At 73.2% G+C, this 17,304-nt stretch carries 14 protein-coding genes and 2 riboswitches; of the genes, 5 read left to right on the top strand and 9 right to left on the bottom strand.

What is annotated here, in order from left to right:
* Positions 1–28: 28 nt before the first annotated feature.
* Positions 29–3,727, bottom strand: coding sequence for a cobaltochelatase subunit CobN (gene cobN, locus F8A92_RS04995; protein WP_153503922.1), 3,699 nt, complete (start codon positions 3,725–3,727; stop codon positions 29–31).
* Positions 3,728–3,807: 80 nt separating this feature from the next.
* Positions 3,808–3,888, bottom strand: a riboswitch (cobalamin riboswitch).
* 49 nt (positions 3,889–3,937) lie between these two features.
* Here cobN and F8A92_RS05000 point away from each other — a divergent pair.
* The 3 genes from F8A92_RS05000 (at position 3,938) to F8A92_RS05010 (ending at position 7,426) form a co-directional block, all read left to right on the top strand.
* Positions 3,938–5,425: a cobalamin biosynthesis protein CobG gene (locus F8A92_RS05000; protein WP_153503924.1), complete on the top strand. Its 1,488-nt coding sequence runs from the start codon at positions 3,938–3,940 to the stop codon at positions 5,423–5,425.
* 418 nt (positions 5,426–5,843) lie between these two features.
* A complete protein-coding gene (locus tag F8A92_RS05005) occupies positions 5,844–7,028 on the top strand; it encodes a DUF222 domain-containing protein (protein WP_153503926.1) in 1,185 nt (394 codons plus the stop codon).
* 32 nt (positions 7,029–7,060) lie between these two features.
* Positions 7,061–7,426 (top strand): HNH endonuclease signature motif containing protein, encoded by a 366-nt coding sequence (locus tag F8A92_RS05010; protein ID WP_153503928.1) that lies wholly within the window; start codon positions 7,061–7,063, stop codon positions 7,424–7,426.
* On the opposite strand, the gene F8A92_RS05015 is transcribed toward F8A92_RS05010, so the two are convergent.
* The 8 genes from F8A92_RS05015 to cbiT form a co-directional block, all read right to left on the bottom strand.
* Complete coding sequence (locus F8A92_RS05015; protein WP_153503930.1) at positions 7,419–8,960, bottom strand: precorrin-2 C(20)-methyltransferase; 1,542 nt, start codon at positions 8,958–8,960, stop codon at positions 7,419–7,421. The genes F8A92_RS05010 and F8A92_RS05015 overlap by 8 nt on opposite strands.
* Positions 8,957–9,646 (bottom strand): precorrin-8X methylmutase, encoded by a 690-nt coding sequence (locus F8A92_RS05020; protein ID WP_153503932.1) that lies wholly within the window; start codon positions 9,644–9,646, stop codon positions 8,957–8,959. Before F8A92_RS05020 ends, F8A92_RS05015 begins: the two co-directional genes overlap by 4 nt.
* The gene (locus F8A92_RS05025; protein WP_153503934.1) at positions 9,633–10,505 is read right to left on the bottom strand and encodes an energy-coupling factor ABC transporter ATP-binding protein; all 873 of its coding nucleotides are present in this window, start codon (positions 10,503–10,505) and stop codon (positions 9,633–9,635) included. Before F8A92_RS05025 ends, F8A92_RS05020 begins: the two co-directional genes overlap by 14 nt.
* Complete coding sequence (gene cbiQ / locus F8A92_RS05030) at positions 10,502–11,275, bottom strand: cobalt ECF transporter T component CbiQ (RefSeq protein ID WP_153503936.1); 774 nt, start codon at positions 11,273–11,275, stop codon at positions 10,502–10,504. Before cbiQ ends, F8A92_RS05025 begins: the two co-directional genes overlap by 4 nt.
* Positions 11,272–11,619 carry an energy-coupling factor ABC transporter substrate-binding protein gene (locus F8A92_RS05035; RefSeq protein ID WP_153503938.1) on the bottom strand — a complete coding sequence of 116 codons (348 nt, stop codon included), beginning with the start codon at positions 11,617–11,619 and terminating at the stop codon, positions 11,272–11,274. Before F8A92_RS05035 ends, cbiQ begins: the two co-directional genes overlap by 4 nt.
* On the bottom strand, positions 11,612–12,286 hold the full coding sequence (locus F8A92_RS05040) for an energy-coupling factor ABC transporter permease (protein ID WP_153503939.1): 675 nt from the start codon (positions 12,284–12,286) through the stop codon (positions 11,612–11,614). Before F8A92_RS05040 ends, F8A92_RS05035 begins: the two co-directional genes overlap by 8 nt.
* A gap of 7 nt (positions 12,287–12,293) precedes the next feature.
* Positions 12,294–12,434, bottom strand: a riboswitch (adenosylcobalamin (AdoCbl) riboswitch).
* 28 nt (positions 12,435–12,462) lie between these two features.
* Positions 12,463–13,203 carry a cobalt-precorrin-4/precorrin-4 C(11)-methyltransferase gene (locus F8A92_RS05045; protein ID WP_153503941.1) on the bottom strand — a complete coding sequence of 247 codons (741 nt, stop codon included), beginning with the start codon at positions 13,201–13,203 and terminating at the stop codon, positions 12,463–12,465.
* Entirely contained in the window at positions 13,200–14,444 is a 1,245-nt protein-coding gene (gene cbiT, locus F8A92_RS05050) for a precorrin-6Y C5,15-methyltransferase (decarboxylating) subunit CbiT (RefSeq protein WP_228389217.1), read from the bottom strand. The genes F8A92_RS05045 and cbiT overlap by 4 nt, the downstream gene beginning before the upstream one ends.
* Positions 14,445–14,643: 199 nt before the next feature.
* On the opposite strand from cbiT, the gene F8A92_RS05055 reads away from it, so the two are divergent.
* Together F8A92_RS05055 and cobO are read left to right on the top strand one after the other, a co-directional pair.
* Positions 14,644–16,689 (top strand): VWA domain-containing protein, encoded by a 2,046-nt coding sequence (locus F8A92_RS05055; protein WP_153503945.1) that lies wholly within the window; start codon positions 14,644–14,646, stop codon positions 16,687–16,689.
* Positions 16,689–17,303 carry a cob(I)yrinic acid a,c-diamide adenosyltransferase gene (cobO, locus tag F8A92_RS05060; protein ID WP_153503947.1) on the top strand — a complete coding sequence of 205 codons (615 nt, stop codon included), beginning with the start codon at positions 16,689–16,691 and terminating at the stop codon, positions 17,301–17,303. Before F8A92_RS05055 ends, cobO begins: the two co-directional genes overlap by 1 nt.
* Position 17,304 lies beyond the last annotated feature (1 nt).

The following is a 17,304-nucleotide window of genomic DNA, read 5'->3' on the forward strand; positions in this document are numbered from 1 at the left end:
CTTCTCCTTCTCCCGCAGAACCACTCCGTTAGTCCTCGAGGTCGCCTTCGACCGAGAGGTAGACCTCTTGCAGGTCGGCGATCAGCTGGGGGTCGGGCTGCTCCCACAGACCGCGATCGACCGCCTCGGACAGCTTCTCGACGATGCCGCGCAGCGCCCACGGGTTCGCCGCCCGCATGAAGTCCTGGTTCGTCTTGTCCAGCACGTACTCCTGGGCGAGCTTTTCGTACATCCAGTCGGGGATGACGCCGGCCGTCGCGTCGAACCCGAACAGGTAGTCGACGGTCGCCGCGAGCTCGAACGCGCCCTTGTAGCCGTGCCGCTGCATCGCCGAGATCCACCGAGGGTTGACCACCCGCGCCCGGAAGATGCGGTTGGTCTCCTCGGCGAGCGTGCGGGTCTTGACCGCCTCCGGCGTCGTCGAGTCACCGACGTACGCCTTGGGCTCGTTGCCGGTCAGCGCGCGCACGGTCGTCACCATGCCGCCGTGGTACTGGAAGTAGTCGTCGGAGTCGAGGATGTCGGACTCGCGGTTGTCGACGTTCTTGGTCGCGACCTGGATGCGCGCGTAGTTGCGCTGCATGTCCTCCCGCGCGGGCTTCCCGTCGAGGTCGCGGCCGTAGGCGTACCCGCCCCACTGGGTGTAGACCTCTGCGAGGTCGGTGTCGTCGCGCCAGTTGCCGGACTCGACCGCCTGCAGGATCCCCGCGCCGTACGTGCCGGGCTTGGAGCCGAAGATCCGGGTGCGGGCGCGCCGCGCGTCGCCGTGCTCGGCCAGGTCGCGGCGCGCGTGCATGCGCACGTAGTTCATGTCGTCGGGCTCGTCGAGCTCGCTGACCAGCCGGACGGCGTCGTCCAGCAGCGTGATGACGTGCGGGAAGGCGTCGCGGAAAAAGCCCGAGATCCGCACCGTGACGTCGATGCGGGGCCTCCCGAGCTCCTCGAGCGGCAGGACGTCGAGGCCCACCACCCGGCGGGACTGTTCGTCCCAGACCGGGACGACGCCCATCAGCGCCAGCACCTCACCGATGTCGTCGCCGGACGTCCGCATCGCCGAGGTGCCCCACGCCGACAGCCCGACGGAGGTCGGCAGCGCACCGGTCTCCTCGCGGTAGCGATCGAGCAGCGAGTCGGCCATCGCCAGCCCGGTCTGGTAGGCGAGCCGGGACGGGATGGCCTTGGGATCGACGGAGTAGAAGTTGCGTCCGGTCGGCAGCACGTTGACCAGCCCGCGCAGCGGCGAGCCGGAGGGACCGGCCGGGATGTAGCCGCCGTCCAGGGCGTGCAGCACCATGTCGATCTCCCGATCGGTGCGGCGCAGCCGCCGGACCACCTCGGTGCAGGCGAACCGCAGCGCGGACGCCGCCTGCTCGTTCGGCTCGCCGAGGACCGCGCGGACGACGTCCTCGGCGTGGTCGGCGTCCCACCCGGCGTCGCTCATCGCGACCACGAGCCCACGGGCGAGCTCCTCGGCGCGGTCGGTCTCGGCCTTGGTGGAGGCGTTCTCGACGAGCCCGAGCGCGGTGCGCAGCCCGGCCACGTGACCGGTGGACCCACCGAACATCTGGCTCGCCCGCAGGATCGCGAGCACCAGGTTGACCATGCCCTCGCCCTCGGGCGGCTGGCCGAGGACGTGCAGGCCGTCGCGGATCTGCACGTCCTTGATCTCGCACAGCCACCCGTCGACGTGCATGACGAACTCGTCGAACTCGTCGTCGTCCGGACGGTCGTCGAGGCCGAGGTCGTGGTGCAGCTTCGCCGCCTGGATGAGCGTCCAGATCTCGCCGCGCAGCGCGGGCGCCTTGGCGGGGTCCATGACGCTCACGTTGCCGTACTCGTCGAGCAGCTGCTCGAGCCGCGCGATGTCGCCGTACGAGTCGGCGCGGGCCATCGGTGGCACCAGGTGGTCGATGATCGTGGCGTGCGCGCGCCGCTTGGCCTGCGTACCCTCACCCGGATCGTTGACGAGGAACGGATAGATCAGCGGCAGGCTGCCGAGGGCGGCGTCGGGGCCGCAGCCGGCCGACAGCGCGAGGTTCTTGCCCGGCATCCATTCGAGGTTGCCGTGCTTGCCCATGTGGACGACGGCGTGCGCGCCGAACTCCTTCTCGATCCACTGGTACGTCGCCACGTAGTGGTGGGTCGGCGCCAGGTCGGGATCGTGGTAGATCGCGATCGGGTTCTCGCCGAACCCGCGAGGGGGCTGCACGAGCAGGACGACGTTGCCGGAGACGATGGCCGCCGAGACGATCTCGCCGTCCGGATCGCCACTGCGATCGACGAACAGCTCACCCGGTGCCTCGCCCCACGCCTTGGTCATCGACTCGCGCAGGTCGTCCGGCAGCGCGGCGAACCATGAGCGGTACGTTGCCGCCGGGACCCGGACCTGGTGCTCGGTGATCTGCGCCTGGGTGAGCCACTCGGGGTCCTGCCCGCCGGCGGCGATCAGGGCGTGCACCAGCGCATTGCCGGCCGTGGTGTCCGGCGCCTCGCCGTCGACGGCGGGCAGCGGGTCGACGCCCGGGAACGCGCACGCGTCGCCCAGGTCGTAGCCGGCCTCGCGCATGGCGCGCAGCAGCCGCACCGTGGACACGGGGGTGTCCAGGCCTACCGCGTTCCCGATCCGCGAGTGCTTGGTCGGGTACGCCGACAGCACCACGGCGATCTTGCGCTCGGCCGGCGGGATGTGCCGTAGGCGCGCGTGGTTGACGGCGATCTGCGCGACCCGGGTGCACCGCTCCGGATCGGCTACGTAGTGGGGAAGTCCGTCGGAGTCGGTCTCCTTGAACGAGAAGGCGACGGTGATCAGCCGGCCGTCGAACTCAGGTACGGCGACCTGCGTCGCGACGTCGAGGGGTGACATGCCGTCGTCCGACTGGGCCCAGGACTCACGGCTCCACGTGAGGCAGAGCCCTTGCAGGATGGGAATGTCGAGGTTGGCGAGCGCTTCGACGTCCCACGCCTCGTCGTCCTGACCGGCCGATGCGGTCGCCGGCTTCGTCCCGCCCGCGGCGAGCACGGTGGTGACCAGCGCGTCCAGGGTGCCAAGGTACTCGAGAAGGTCGTCGGAGGCGTCGCGCAGCGACGTGGCGTGGATCGGTACGCCGATGCCGCCTGCGGCGTCGATCGCGTCCGCGAGCGCGTGCACGTACGCGGTGTTCTCGGCGGCGTACTGCGCGCGATAGAACAGCACGCCGACGCGAGGAGCCCCCGGCTCCCGTTCCCGGCCCGTTGTGTTGTTGCGACTCCGGGCGTCGTCGCCCGGAGTCGTCACACCACAACCGTCCGGCCGCGCGGGCCGTTCGAGGACACCCCAGGTCGGCAGCTCCACCGGCGGCTCGAAGCCGTCGCCGGTCATCAGCAGGGTGTCGGACAGGAACCGGTGCAGCTGCGCGAGGTTGGTGGCGCCGCCGTAGGCCAGATAGCGGTGCGCCTCGGAGACGGCGCCCTTGGGTGCGGTCGACATCGCCATCAGCTCGGCGTTGGGGGCCTGCTCGCCGCCCAGCACCACCATCGGTACGCCGGTCGCGGCGATCCGGCGGAAGCCGGAGCAGAGGTCCTGCGGGCCGCCCAGGATCCGGGCCACGACGATGTCGCAGCCCTCGATCTGCTCGGCGAGATCGGTGTGACCGGGACGGGCGGGATTGGCCCAGACGTAGTCGGCGCCGCTGGCGCGAGCGCTGAGCAGGTCGGTGTCCGAGGTCGACAGCAGGGCGATTCGCGCCATGGGTACAGCTCCTCCACGGGGTATCCGCGCCCCGAGTGCGTAGGGACGCCACCGGATCCCGGTGGCGTGGCCGATACCGCGTTCCTGGCTTGCCCCTGCACGCGATGACGCGCCGCGGAGGCTCACAGTGGCGGGACCGTCCCGGATTCGCACCGGGTTCCGCCGTATCGACCGGCTTCGAGCGTACTTGCCGGACGTAGCATGTCTCGGATGACCCTGCCTCCGGATCCCACGCGCGCCGACCGCTCGCCGGCGCCCGGCCGACGGGACGGCGATGACGAGAGGCCGACCGACGGCCCGGCCCTGCGCGGATCGGGGGACGCAGCTGGCGAGAGGACGACGCTCGGCTCGGCCCCGCGCGGGTCGATCGACGTCGTCTCCGGAAGCACGGTTGCCCGGGTCGGAGCGGACCGGTGCCCGGGAGCCCTTGCGCCGTTCAGCGCGGAGGACGGGCTGATCGTGCGCGCCCGCGTGCCCGGCGGCGAGGTCGCGCTCGACGCGCTCGAGGCACTGCTCGCGATCGGAGAGGACTACGGCAGCCCCCGTGTGCAGCTCACCTCGCGCGGCAACCTGCAGGTCCGGGGTCTGCCCGATCCGCTCCCCGCGGACGTCGCCGAGCGGATGGCGGACGCCGGGCTGCTCCCGTCCCTCACGCACGAGAAGGCGCGGAACATTCTCGCGGCTCCGACCAGCCCGCGGTTGCGCGCCCTGGCCCGCGACCTCGACCGCCGGCTGTGCGCGCGGCCGTCGCTCGCCGGGCTGCCCGGTCGATTCCTGTTCCTGCTGACCGATCGGACGGGCCTGGGCCTCGACGAGCGCTACGACATCGCGTACGTCGACGCCGGCTCGCTCGTGGACCCACTCGGCGACGGTCCGAACGACGAGCTGTCCGGGGACCCCGAGCACGGCCTGCTGATCATGGCCGGCCTGACGCTGCGGTGCAGCCGAGCGGAGGCGCCGGACGCGATGCTCGACCTCGCAGAGCGATTCCTCCAGCTCCGTACCGACGACCGGACCTGGAACATCCGCGACCTGCCCGCCGGATCCCCGTTCTTCACCGGCATCCGGGACCGCTCGCCCGCGGAAGGCGGCCTTCCACGGTCGTCGAGCGAAGGCCGCGTTCCACGGTCCTCGAGCGAAGGCGGCCTTCGGCGGTCGTCGAGCGAGGGAGCCGTTCCACGGTCGTCGAGCGAGGGAGCCGTTCCACGGTCGTCGAGCGAGGGAGCCCTTCCACGGTCGTCGAGCGAGGGAGCGCCAGCGACCGACGTCGAGACGCCGCAACGTGTCCTGCGGACCGGGCCACACGGCCGGGAGCTCGTCGTCGGGGTGCCCCTCGGCCTGCTTGAACGCGTTCACCTCGACGCGCTGCGCGGGATCACCGATCGGGTCGTCGTCACGCCCTGGCGGTCGCTGCTGATCGACGGCGGGGCCGGGTACGCCGACCACCTCGCGCGCGTCGGTCTGGTGACCACCGACCGGTCGACCTGGTCGCGGATCACCGCCTGCACCGGCGCGCCTTACTGTGCCCGTGGTCGCAGCGAGACCATGAACCTAGCGCGGGACTGCGCCGCCGAGCTGCCGGTCGAGGGGCCTCGGCTGCACCTCGTCGGCTGCGAGCGGCGCTGTGGGGCACCGCGATCCAACGCGATCACGATCGTGGGGGCCCGATCCGTCGCCGACGTCACTGCCGCGCAGTAGCGCGGCGCCGCTTGTCGTCCTCACGATCGTCGACCGACTCGGGGAGCACTCCCAACGGTCGTCGAGCAAGGTCACGTCCGATCCGGACGCCGCGGCCGCGGACGCCGAGGCCGCGGGCGCCGACCTGCTCGGGGAGCACTCTCAACGGTCGTCGAGCAAGGTCACGTCCCATCCGGACGCCGCGGCACCTTCCCGCGGTCGTCGACCGGCTTGGGGAGCACTCTGAACGGTCGTCGAGCGAGCCGGAGCGCTAGCGGAGGCGACGTCGAGACGCAGCGATCTGAAGAAACTCGCCGCTCGGATGCCCGCCGCGCTCGTCTCGTCAAGAGTGATCGGTGTTCTTGTGGACAGCGTCGGGGCTTGTGGACAGCCGGGTCGAGCCGGGTTTCTGGTCGGTGCCGGGTCGTAGATTGCGGGCATGACAGCGATCGGGTGGGTGAGCACCGCCGGGGACGACGAGCACCGCGAGGGTGCCCGCGCCGCCGCGGCCCCGAGCCCGGCGCAGCGGGTAGTGGGCGGCGTGATCGCCCGCGCCCTCGACCTCGCCGACACCCTCGACGCGGGCTCAGGCGCGGGCTACGCGGCCGCGATCGCGGGCCTGGACGTGCTGGAATCGCTGGCCTCGGCGGTGGAGGCGGCGAAGGCGCGGCTGATCGTGGAGGCGCACGCCCACGCGCACCAGATGCTCGCCCGCGACGACGTCGCGCCCGGGCAGCGCCGCACCCACCCCGACGGGACGACCGAGAGCGTGCTGAGCCGCACCCAGATCACCGCCATCGACGTCGCCACCACGCTGAAGGTCACGACCGGCTGCGCCACCGCCAAGGTCGAGGACGCGCTGCGGCTGGTGCGCCACCTCCCCGGCGTCCTCGCCCGCCTCGAGGACGGCACCCTCACCGGGTACCAGGCCACCTACCGCATCGCGCGGGCCTGCACCGACCTGAACCCCGACCAGCTCGCCACCGTCGACGAGCAGCTGTGCGAGCGGTCCTTCACCCCCGGCACGGCGACCGGGCCGGGCGCGCACCGCGCCCGCACCGCCAACCTCGGACGGTGGCTCGACGCCGCCCGCGCCGCCGCCGGCGCCCCCACCGACACCACCCGCACCCGCCGCTGCGGGTTCGCCGGGCGCCGCCTGGACTTCGGGCCGACCGGCCCGGACGGCATGAGCGCCCTGTTCGCCTCGATGCCCGCCGCCTACGCCACCGCCCTGGACCGCCTGCTCACCGACCTCGCCCGCGAACACGCCCGCCCCGGCGACCCGCGCACCGAGCCCCAACGCAAGCTGGACGCGTTCCTGACCCTGTTCACCGGACCCATCGCCCTCTTCAGCAACCACAATGACGACCCCGACCGGCCGCCCGTCACGAGCGTGGAGTGGGACGAGGACGGGCAGTACGTGCTCATCGAGGACGAGGACCAGTACACCGAGGCCCGCGCCGCGTGGGACGCGATCAAGACGCTCGCCGCGAGCCTCGATCTCACCCTCCCGGACCTGCCGCCGGCCACCATCACCCTCGACGTCCCCCTCGACGCACTCACCGACCCCGACGCCCGCACCGGCCCAGAGCCACCCGGCGAGCCACCCGATGCACGGCCGTGAGGTTGCGCGGGGTCGGGGAGGTCCCGTCGAGCATGGCCGAGCGGCTGCTGCCGTGGGCCGACCTGCAACGCATCCTCACCGACCCGCGCACCGGACAACCGCTCGACGTCGGACGCCGACGACCCTCCGAACGACTGCGCACCGCGATCGCCGCCCGCGACGGCACCTGCCGATTCCCCGGCTGCACCCGGCCCGCCGGCCCCGGCACCGACCTCGACCACCTCCAGCCCTACCGCGACGACCAGCCACCCGACGGCCAGACCCTCCCGCAGAACCTGCACGTCCTGTGCCGCCGCCACCACCGCGCCAAGCACCAGCTGCACTGGCAACCGCACATGCTCGAGACCGGCCACATCCACTGGACCAACCCCATCACCGGCACCACCGAGCTCAGCTGACGAAACGCGGTGTCCATACCCGGCCGGACGGCGTGACGCGGGTGCTCGACGCGCCGACGATCACGAGGGTCGCCATGTCGACCTGCTCCGGGTCGAGCTCGCCGAGGGTCGTGACGACGAGCGACTCGCCGTCCCGACCGACGTTGCGCGCGAGGACGACGACCCGCTCGCGCGGCAGGACCGCGAGCAGCGCCTCCTTCGCCAGTCCGAGCTGATCGGGGCGGCTGCGGGATCGCGGGTTGTAGAACGCCATCGCGAGATCCGCGCGGGCGCACGCCTGGATACGGTCGACGACCACGTCCCACGGCTTGAGCCGGTCGGACAGCGAGATGAGGGCGTGGTCGGCGCCGAGCACGGCCCCCGCCAGCGCGGCTGCCGCGTGCGCGGCCGTCAACCCGGGCACGACGCGCACGTCCACGTCGGCGTATCGGGGATCGGCCTCCGCCGCCTCGAATACCGCTGCGGCCATCCCGAAGACGCCCGCATCGCCACCGGACACCACGGCGACGTCCTCGCCGCCCAGGGCCAGGTCGAACGCGAGCCGTCCGCGGTCTACCTCGACCGTGTTGCCGCTCGCGTGCCGGGTGAGTCCCGCACGCTGTGGAACCCTTGCCACGTAGGGGGAGTAGCCGACGACGTGGCTGACCCGCCCGAGCACCTCGCCGGCGTCCGGGGTGAGCCAGCGGTCGGGACCGGGGCCGAGCCCGACCACGTACACCGTCCCCGCTCGAGTGGACCCGCCGGATGGACGCAGCGCAGCCTGTGCGTGCGCCCGCCCCGCCGAGTCGGCGCGGCGATCGGCCCCGGTGATCACGATGATCGACATGTACGGCACGTCCTGCGGGTCGACGTCCGCCAGTGGCAGCACGCGTTCGCGCTCGGAGCTCGCGCGCTCGACGTACCACGCCCGCTCGAGGACGCCTGCCTGGCGGACCGCCTCGCGGACGTCGGCGAAGGTGCGGCCGAGCTTCATGATCACGGCCGCGTCGCAGTCGGCCAGCCGGCGGGCGAGCTCGGGGACGGCGAGGGTGCCGGGCAGCACGGTGAGGGTGTCCTCGTGACGGCACAGTCCGCGAGCGACCGCCGCCGAGGCCGCGCTCATCGACGTGACCCCGGGGACGATCTCCGTGGGGAAGCGTGACGAGAGCAGATCGTGCACGTACATGAACGAGCCGTAGAACAGTGGGTCGCCCTCGGCGAGGACGACGACCGACCGGCCGGCCGACAGGTGCGACTCGAGCCGCGCCGCGCACTCGTCGTAGAAGTCCGCCATCGCGCCGTAGTAGCCACCGGGATGCTCGCTGGCGCCGGTCGTGACCGGGTACACCAAGGCTTCCTCGACGACGTCCGGGCGGATCAGCGCGGCCGCGATGGTCCGCGCGATCGACGGCCGTCGCGGCGATCCCTGGTGGTACGCGATGACGTCGGCCGACTCGATCAGCCGGGCGGCCTTCAGGGTGATCAGCCCCGGATCGCCCGGGCCCACCCCGACCCCGTACAGGTGCCCCGGCCGGGCGGCATACCGCTCACTCATGCGAGCTCGTCGGCGGTCGCCAGCGCGTTGAGTGCTCCGGCAGCCATCGCCGAACCGCCACGGCGCCCCCGCACGATGACCCACGGAACCTGGTCGCCGCCAGGGAGCCGGTGCTCGGCGAGCGCGTCCTTGGACTCGGCCGACCCGATGAAACCGACCGGCATCCCCACGATGGCCGCCGGGCGCGGCGCGCCCTCGGCCAGCAGCTCCAGCAGATGGAACAGCGCCGTCGGCGCGTTGCCGATCGCGACGACCGCGCCCTCGAGGTGCGGCTCCCACAGCGACACCGCTGCCGCGGCGCGAGTCGTCGACCACTCGGCGGCCAGCGCGGCCACCCGCGCGTCCCGCAGCGTGCAGATCACCTCGTTGTCCCCGGGCAGCCGCCGCCTCGTGACGCCGGAGGCCAGCATGTGCGAGTCCGTCAGGATCGGCGCGCCGGAGCCCAGCGCCGCCCGCGCGGCCGGCACCACCCGCGGATGCGCGGCGATCTCGCCCACGATCCCCACATCGCCGGCCGCGTGGATGATCCGCGTCGCGACGACGTCCATTCCCTCGGGCAGTCCGTGGAGGTCTGCCTCCTCGCGGATCGTCGCGAACGAGCGCCGATAGATCTCGGCGCCGTCGGTGAGGTAGTCGTAGCGGCGGGCCGGACGGCGGGGCCGCGCACCGGGATCACCGGTCGGCATCGTTCCTCCTGAGATGGTCGTGGCCCGCGGACAGCCGTCCGCCGGTGAGGACGGCCGCGATATCCGCGGGCGTGCGGGGACGGTCGGCGGCATCGAGGCGGACCTCCAGGCGCCGCAGCAGGTCGACCTGCCACGGCAGCTGCAGGCGGGCGCGGCGCAGGACGGCGTCGTCCGAGAGCACGTCGGCGACATCGCCCTGGCGGACCGCGCCGTCGTGCACCACCGCCACCTCGTCGCTCCACCGCCAGGCGAGATCGACGTCGTGCGTGGCGAGCACGACTGTGGTGCCGTCGTCCTCGAGCCGGCGCAGCACGCCGTACAGCTGGTGCACCGTCATCGGGTCGAGGCCCGCGCTCGGCTCGTCCAGCAGCAGCACCTCAGGCCGCATCGCGATGGCACCGGCGATCGCTACCCGCTTGCGCTGCCCGTACGACAGCTGGTGCACGGCCCGGTCGGCGAGGTCGGTGATGTCGAGCAGCTCGATGGCGTGCGCCACGCGTTGCCGCACCTCGTCCTCGGGCAGCCCCAGGTTCATCGGACCGAACGACACGTCGGCCCGTACGTCGGCCGAGAACAGCTGGTCGTCGGGATCCTGCAGCACGAGCTGCACCCGCTGCCGGTGCCGGTTGAGTGCGCTTTGCTTGTACCGCAGCGCTTCGCCGTGGCTGCGCACCGTCCCCGCGTCGGGCTGGTGCGCGCCGGACAGGCTGCGCAGCAGCGTTGTCTTGCCGGAGCCGTTGGCCCCCATCACGACGAGCCGGACGCCGCGCCGGATACGCAACGACGCCTCCCGCAGCACGACCGGCGACCCTCGGTAGCCGGCCGAGATCGCGTCGGCCATCAGCAGGATGTCGCTCATCGCAGCACCGCCGAGGCGATCGAGGCGGCGGCGAGGACGAGCAGCATCGCGAGGGTCCAGCCGACGAACGGCGCCGAGACCGGCCGTGCCGCGCCGAGCGTGCGCAACGAGCCGGAATAGCCGCGGCCGGCGAGCCCGGCCTCGAGGCGATGTGCCCGGTTCCAGGCCTGCACGAGGACGGCGCCGCCGAGCGAGCCGACCGAGCGACGCGCGGCGCGGCCGGTGGAATAGCCCAGGCGCGCCCGTTGGGCCTCCATGATCGCGGCCGTGGCGCCCAGCAGCGAGAACAGCATCCGATAGACGAGCCCGGCGATGTCGATGAGCACCTCCGGCACCCGGCAGCGGCGCAGGCCGGCCAGCACGTCGGTCATCGGCGTGGTCGACGCGAGCAGCAGGAGGGCCGCGAAGGCGGCGAGGCTGCGCGCGGTCACCCGGGCCGCCAGCAGCAGGCTCTGGTGGGTCGCCGACAACGGACCCCATGCCCACACGGCGTCTCGCGGGACGGTCCCGAGGTGCACGGCGATCACGACCGATCCCAGCAGCACGAAGGACGCCGGACCGAGCAGCCCGAGCAGGTAGCCGCGCACCGGGACACGCGCGAACGCCAGCGCGACGGTCATCGCGACGCCGAGCACCAGCAGGGACGTGCGCGGATCGGGCGAGGTCACCGCCAGCGCCAGCAGCCCGAGGCTCAGCAGCGCCTTCTCCCCGGTCGACCGGGTCCGCCAGCGGCTGTTCCACGCGGTGTCGTCGAGTGCCAGCCTGCTCATGCGTCCGGGGCGTCCGTCGTACGGGCGCCGTCGGACCGCCCGGCGCGCGCCGCGCGTCCGCGCTGCCACAGCGCACCGAGCGCGAAGCCCAGCACTCCCGCGCCGAGCGCCGCCTGCATCGCGAACAGACCCGACTCGACCTCGCCCGAACGGGGCGAGAAGATCGGCGCGAACCACCGCTCGTAGCCGGGGTTCGACTTCTCGATCTGCGCCGTGGCCGAGGAGTCGGTGCCGGCGAAGCGCGCCTTGCCGTCGCTCGCGCCGCGGCCGCCTAGCACGAGCGCGAGCGCGAACAGCCCGACGATCGCGGCGACGATCAGCACGTTCCCGACACACCTACGCACGGGGCGCCTCCGCCGGCACAGGGATGCCCAGCGCGCGCAGCTCGCGCGGCGCCCACGACCGCAGCGCGTTGAACAGCAGGATCGCGATCAGGCCCTCGACCACCGCCAGCGGTATCTGCGTGATTGCGAAGATGCCCATGAACTCCGCCCACGCGCCGAGGAAGCCGCTCTGCCGGTCCGGGAAGGCCAGCGCCAGCTGGGTGGCCGTCGTGACATACGTGGCGAGGTCGGCGATCGCGACACCGACGAACACCCGGACGGCGAACGGCGCGCGGGCGAGCATCCGGTAGCACGCGTACCCCGCCCACGGCCCGACGACGGCCATCGAGAAGACGTTCGCCCCCAACGTCGTGAGCCCGCCGTGCGCGAGGAGCAGCGCCTGGAACAGCAGCACGACGGTGCCGAGGGAGGCCATGACCGGCGGCCGGAACGCGATGGCCCCCACGCCCGTGCCCGTCGGATGCGACGAGCTGCCGGTGACCGACGGAAGCTTGATCGCGGACATCACGAACGTGAACGCGCCCGCGGCGCCGAGCAGCAGCTTGGCGTCCGGGTGCTCCTTCACGGTGCGAGCGATCGCCCGCGTCCCGTGGACGACGAACGGAGCGGCCACGACGGTCCACGCGGCCGCGTGCAACGGCGGCAGGAACCCCTCGGCGATGTGCATAGGATGCACGACCTCTCTCGGGATTGCGCGTCCCGAACAGCTGGTGAGATGCGACCGAGTTCCTGACTCACAGGTTCTACCTGCACACAGTGGCGCGACCGTCCCGGGTTCTCACCGGGTTCCTCGCGAACGCATCCGTTGGATGACCGGAGCCTACCCGGTCGATTCCCGCGCGGTCAGGGGGCGCAGCGGGACTGATAGAGGTGCGACTCGACGAACCCCTCGGCCCGCAGCGCCCACCCGACGAGGATGACGGCCGCCTGCGTGAGACCGTGCGCCTCGACCTGCTCGGCGATGTCGGCGAGCGTCCCGGTCAGGACCAGCTCGGTGGGCTGGCTGACCTGCGATCCGACGGCGACGGGGCAATCGGCGCCGTAGAAGGGAACCAGCTCGTCGGCAAGACGGCGGACGTGTCGGATCGCAAGGTGCAGCACCAGCGTGGCCCGGGTCTGGGCGAACGCCGCGAGGGTCTCGGTGGACGGCATCTTCGTCGAGTCCTTCTGCGCCCGCGTCAGCACGACCGACTGCGCGACCTCGGGCACGGTGAGCTCGCGGCCCAGTAGCGCGGCGGTGGCGGCGTACGCCGGGACGCCGGGGGTGACGTCCCAGGGGATCCCGGCGCGATCGAGGCGGCGGGCCTGCTCGGCGACCGCGGAGTACACCGACGGGTCGCCCGAGCACAGCCGCGCGACGTCCTTGCCGTCAGCGTGCGCCCGTCCCAGGTGCCCGATGATGTCGTCGAGGTTGAGCCGCTGGGTGTCGATCAGCTCGGCACCGGGTGGGCAGTGGGAGAGCACCTCGTCGTCGAGGTAGGTGCCGGCGTAGAGGCAGACGGGGCTCTGCTCGATCAGCCGGACGGCGCGCAGCGTGAGCAGGTCGTGGGCGCCGGGGCCGGCGCCGATGAAGTGGACGGTCATTCGGGCGGCTCCTGGGTGGCGGGGGACTCCTGCAGCGGGCGGGTGGCCGACCACTCGACCACGGGCCGGGCCGGGTTCCAGGCGAGGAACCGGCCGAGCGGCTCGGCGCGCTCGATGCTGATCCGGCGCAGCGTGCCGCCGTACCGCCGCGCGGCGCCGAGCACCGCCTGCTCGGTCTCGATCGTGACGGTGTGGACGACGAGGCGGCCGCCGGGGCGGAGGGCGGACCAGGCCCGCTCGATGACGTCGCTGTCGGCGCCGCCACCGACGAAGACGGCGTCCGGTTGCGGCAGGCCGTCGATGGCCGCGGTGAGCGCCGAGCACTCGACGCGTACGCCGACCGCGCCCGCCGCTCGGGCGTTCCGCTCGATCCGGGCGGCGCGCGCGGGGTCGCGCTCGACGGCGATCGCGGTGCACCGGGGATGGTGCAGAGCCCACTCGATCGCCACGGATCCCGCGCCCGCGCCGAGGTCCCACAGCAGCTGGCCCGGCGCGGGGCGCAGCGCGGCGATCGCGCAGGCGCGGATCTCGCGCTTCGTGAGCTGGCCGTCGTGGTCGTAGCACGCGTCGGGCCGGCCGGCCGCCGTCCCGACCGTCGGCGCGGCGTGCGGCAGCTCGACGGCCACGATGTTCAGCCGCGGCAGACCGGTCGCGTGCGCGACCCGCTCGACGCTCAGCTCGTGGCGGGACTCGGTCGCCGCCCCGAGGTCGCCGAGCACGGTCAGCCGGGCGTCCCAGCCGGCGTCGGCCAGCTCCCGGCCGACGGCGGCCGGCGTGTGCTCGTCGGCCGACAGGACGAGGATCCGCCGTCCCGGGGTGAGCAGCGCGCGCACCGCGGCCGGCGGGGTCGACACCAGCGACAGGACGTCGGACTCCCGCGTCGACCACCCCATGCGGGCCCGCGCGAGCGTGACCGAGCCGGCTGTCGGGTGGATCCGGACCCGCTCGCGGCCGAGCCGGGAGAGGAGCGTGCTGCCGATGCCCGAGTCGAGCGGGTCGCCGGTGGCGAGCACGACAGCGGGGCGCGTGCCGACCTCGTCGAGCAGCGCATCGAGCCCGGGCAGCAGTGGTCGCGGCCACGCGATTCGCTGCTGTGGCGGCGAAGCAGCTGCGGGAGCGGGCGGGAGCGTGCCGAGCAGGCGCGGTGACCCGATGACGACGGCGGCGCCGCTCACCAGGGCGCGCATGTCGTCCGGCAGCGACGGCACGCCGCCGGCCGGTACCCCCACCACCTCGATCACGGCGGCAAGTGTAGACGCGGCGGCCGCATGGCATGATGTGGGCGGTTCCTCGCGAGGAATTGCGGTTGCATCCCGCAGCGGTCCCGCCACTGTGACGCCACTTCGATGTGGACGAGCCAGGACATCGCGTGAACCCCGACGGCCATACCTGGCCGGCGGCTCACGATCGGCAAGCGTGGTCACTTGCCTGGAGGAATACATGTCCCAGTTCCCGTTCTCCGCGATCCTCGGCGCCGACGACATGGCGCTCGCGCTGATCCTGACGTCGATCTCCCCGGACGTCGGCGGGGTCCTGGTGCGCGGCGAGAAGGGCACGGCTAAGTCCACGATGGTGCGCGGGCTCGCCGAGGTCCTGCCGGCGCAGGCGGTCGTGGACGGCTGCCGGTTCGGCTGCGATCCGCGCCGTCCCGACCCGACCTGCCCCGACCGCGCCGCCCACCGCGAGGCCGTGCTCACCCGCGCGGCGCGGCTCGTCGAGCTCCCCGTCGGCGCCACCGAGGACCGGGTCATCGGCTCGCTCGACCTGCGCAAGGCGCTCGGTGACGCGCGCGCCGAGTTCGAGCCCGGCCTCCTGGCCGACGCCAACCGCGGCATCCTCTACGTCGACGAGGTCAACCTGCTGCACGACCACCTCGTCGACCTGCTGCTCGACGCCGCCGCGATGGGTCGCAACACGGTCGAGCGCGACGGCATCTCGGTCTCGCACGACGCCCGCGTCGTCCTCGTCGGCACGATGAACCCGGAGGAGGGCGAGCTGCGCCCGCAGCTGCTCGACCGGTTCGGGCTGACCGTCGAGGTGGCCGCGAGCCGGGAGCCGGCGACGCGAGTCGAGGTGGTGCGCCGCCGCCTGGCGTACGACGCCGACCCGGACGCCTTCGTCGCCGGCTATGCGGCGGCTCAGGAGTCGTTGCGCGAGCGGATCGCCTCGGCCCGGTCGTCGGTGGGCGACGTGCGGCTCCCCGACCGGGAGCTCGAGCGGATCGCTCGGGTCTGCGCCGGCTTCGACGTCGACGGGATGCGTGCCGACCTCGTCACCGCCCGCGCCGCGAAGGCGCACGCCGCCTGGCACGGCCGCACCGAGGTCACCCGCGACGACGTCCGGGCCGCGGCCCGGCTCGCGCTGCCGCACCGGCGCCGCCGCAACCCCTTCGACGCGCCCGATCTGGACGAGGACCTCCTCGACCAGCTGCTCGGCGACGACGACCCGACGCCGGACGACGACCCGACGCCGGACGACGACCCGACGCCGGACGACGACCCGACGCCGGACGACGACCCGACGCCCGGGGGCAATCCGCCCCCCGACGGCGGCGAGCCGGCCGACGTGCGCCCCGAGCGTGCCGAGCCGCAGGGGGAGACCACGACGCCGGGGGATCCCGCCGACCGCGGGGATCAGCCGGCCGCGGCCGCGCCGCAGGGCGTCGCCTCGGCGGCCGCGCCGTTCGTCACCCGCAGCTTCACCGTGCGCGGGCTCGGTGCGGGGCAGGCCGGGCGACGCAGCCGGGCGATCACCGACCACGGCCGCACCATCGGCTCGACCCGCGACCAGGTGCGCCGCCTGCACCTCCCGGCGACGATCACCGCCGCCGCCCACGCGCGCTCCCGCGCGGCCGACGGCGGGCCGCTTCGCCTGCATGCGGCCGATCTGCGCGGCGCGGTCACCCAGGGGAGAGAGGCGAACCTCATCCTGCTGGCCGTCGACGCATCGGGCTCGATGGGCGCGCGTCGCCGGATGGACGAGGTCAAGACCGCCGTCCTCTCCCTGCTCACCGACGCCTACCGCAAGCGGGATCGCGTCGGGCTCGTCTCCTTCCGGGGTAGCGAAGCGGTGCTCTCGCTGCCGCCGACGTCCTCGGTGGAGGCGGCCGAGCGCTGCCTGCGCGACCTGCCGCACGGCGGCCGCACGCCGCTGGCCGAGGGCCTGACGGTGGCGGCGCGCACGCTGCAGGTCGAGCGGATCCGGGACCCGCGCCGCCGCGCCCTGCTCGTGCTGCTCACGGACGGCCGGGCGACGAGCGGTGCCGACGCGCTCGCGCGGGCCCGGCACATCGCCGACGCGTGGCCGAGCACCGGCGTCGACGCGGTGGTGATCGACTGCGAGACCGGCCGCTTCCGGATGGGGCTGGCCGCCGACCTCGCGCGCCGGATGCGCGCCACCCACGTACCGCTGCCCGACGTGGCCGCCGACGCGCTCACCGAGATCGTCGGACGCTCGACGGCGCAGCGCGACGGGTGGGCCGCCTGATGGCACAGGGCCGCCCGCCGGTGACCGCCGGCGACAGCAAGACCACCCGCCAGCGCCGCAACCAACCGCTCGTCGCGGTGCACACCGGCGCCGGGAAGGGCAAGTCGACCGCGGCGTTCGGCCTCGCGCTGCGGGGCTGGAACCAAGGCTGGTCGATCGGCGTGTTCCAGTTCGTGAAGTCGGCCAAGTGGCGGATCGGGGAGCAGAGCGCCCTCGAGGCGTTGAACGACGTGCACCGCGGCACCGGCCAGGGCGGCCCGATCGAGTGGCACAAGATGGGCTCCGGCTGGTCGTGGTCGCGCAAGGCCGGTACCGAGGAGGACCACGCCCGCGACGCGGTCGAGGGCTGGGCGGAGATCAAGCGCCGGCTCGCCGACCAGACCCACACCCTCTACATCCTCGACGAGTTCACGTACGTCATGAAGTGGGGCTGGGTGGACGTCGACGACGTGGTGGAGACGCTGCGCAGCCGGCCGGGCTACCAGCACGTGGTGATCACCGGCCGGGACGCCGACCCGCGGTTGCTCGAGATCGCGGACCTCGCCACCGAGATGACCAAGCTCGCGCACCCCTTCGACCGCGGGCAGAAGGGCCAGAAGGGGATCGAGTGGTGAC

Source organism: Cumulibacter manganitolerans (assembly GCF_009602465.1).
In the GTDB taxonomy this organism is placed as follows: Bacteria; Actinomycetota; Actinomycetes; order Mycobacteriales; family Antricoccaceae; genus Cumulibacter; species Cumulibacter manganitolerans.